The sequence below is a fragment of the Amycolatopsis sp. genome (genome assembly GCF_036008905.1).
In the GTDB taxonomy this organism is placed as follows: Bacteria; Actinomycetota; Actinomycetes; order Mycobacteriales; family Pseudonocardiaceae; genus Amycolatopsis.
In genome coordinates, this window is sequence record NZ_DASYMU010000066.1 from 1 (window position 1) to 1,858 (window position 1,858).

General features: G+C 67.1%; 1 protein-coding gene. It reads right to left on the bottom strand.

Annotation, left to right across the window (positions count from 1 at the left end; all coding sequences use genetic code 11):
- The coding region (locus tag VGP60_RS12725) for an acyl-CoA dehydrogenase family protein (RefSeq protein WP_327548165.1) at window positions 1-1,224 on the bottom strand (1,224 nt) is incomplete at its 3' end.
- Between the last annotated feature and the right edge of the window lie 634 nt (window positions 1,225-1,858).

The following is a 1,858-nucleotide window of genomic DNA, read 5'->3' on the forward strand; positions in this document are numbered from 1 at the left end:
ATCCGCGAGCAGGCCGTGCACGCGGCGGCGCTGCATGCCCATGTTCCCGCCGTCGTAGATCGGGAACACGGACGCCTCGCGGAGCAGCTTGCCGAACCCGTTCCCGGCCTCGAGGCTGTTCACGCCGACGATCTGCATGCACTTGTACACGCAGTCGAACATCATCTCGGTGACCTGGATCTTGTTCATCGCACCGACGAGTTCGGCGTGCTGGTCGTGCTTGTCCAGGTAGTCCGCGGCGCGCCAGGAGAAGTACCGGCCCATCTCGATCTTCGCGGCGACGTCGCCGAGCACGTAGCCGACGTTCTGGAACTCGATGATCGGTTTGAGTGCGCCGGCGGTGTTGTTCCGGGCGAAGTCGAGTGCCTTCTCGTAGGCGGCGCGTGCCACTCCGACCGCAGCGATCGCGGCAACCGGACCGGACCACGCGAAGTTGCGGTTGATCACGAAGTCGCCGTTGCCGTGCGCCTCGGGCAGCAGGTTCTCGACCGGTACCCGCGCGTTGTCGAAGGTGACCTCGGCGTTCGAGGTGAGACGGTGGCCTTCCTTGTCGATGTACTTGTAGGTGATCCCCGGCGTGCCGCGCTCCACGACGATCGCCGAGAGGCCCTCGGTCCCGCCGGCCTCTGGATCGGTACGGACGATGACGGTCTGGGCGTTGACACCCTGCTCGTCCCAGCCGGCCGACGACGGCCAGTACTTGCGACCGTTGATGACGTAGTGGTCACCGTCCCGGGTCGCGATGAGGCCCACACCGGCCGGACGGGGCAGCGGAATGTCGAAGTTCGCCGTGCCGCTCGGACGACCCGGTGGCTCGCTTGCAGTCCAGCCACCCAGGTACTCACCGGTGGGATCCGACGTTGCGGCGCGCAGGAAGCGCTCCTTCTGCTCCTCGGAGCCGTACCAGGACACCGGCATGAGCCCCAGGCCGTTGCACAGAACCGTGCAGGCGAACCCGGGGTCGACGACGCAGATCTCCTCGGCGGCGATCACCAGGTCCACACACGACATCCCGCCGCCCCCGTAATTCGCGGGCAGCATGCACATCGCGATCCCAGCCTTGTAGGCCTCGACGTACGGTGGCTTCGTCAGGTTCACCGCCTTGACCGGGTCCGGCTCCCGATCCGCCGCCGGGACGACCGGAGCCAACACATTCTCCGCGAACGCCCGCACCTCGTACTGCATCTTCCGCTGCGCCTCGGACATCGTGAAGTTGATGGTCATTCCGCCTTCTCCCCTCCCGTCAGAGCCACTCGACCGAGCCCAGATGGTTGCGGGCCGCTGCGACACCGAGGTGGCCTGGATCACCATGCGCCCCCACGAGAAGAGCGTGAAGTGTCGGGGCGCCGAATAGGCCGAACAACTTCCTCCGTGCTGCCCTCGGGGGAAGGAACGACCAACGAATGCGAACGCCGGACCGGCTAGCCGTTGCAACCGCCCAGGGCCTATGGGTCCTCAGCCACGGCGCTCGCCAGCGGTGCCGGCTGCGTACCGGCTCGACGCCGAACGCACCCGTAGCCAGCAGCGACTTCTGCGTCAACGGGCGACGATCCGGCCGGGTGGAGGCCGGCGGCAGCGCGGAACCTCGCTCAGCATCGGGCGGTCGTTGACCATCGGACAAGCAGGCGAACGGGCGGGCGCGCAAATGAGACCGACCGCTTCCGACCGGACCGACAGCAACACATGAAACACACAGGTGCGAAGACCAGACGCCACCATGTGGCTGATGAGCTTGGCCCCGGAGATCACTCATGGGGCTCACTCCTTGGCCGGTCAGGCGGGGCGATCGGCAGTTGCCGCATCGCCGTGAGAGCGCCTCCACTGCGTCGTAGGGGTCCCCCGACCAAGCCCGGGGTCG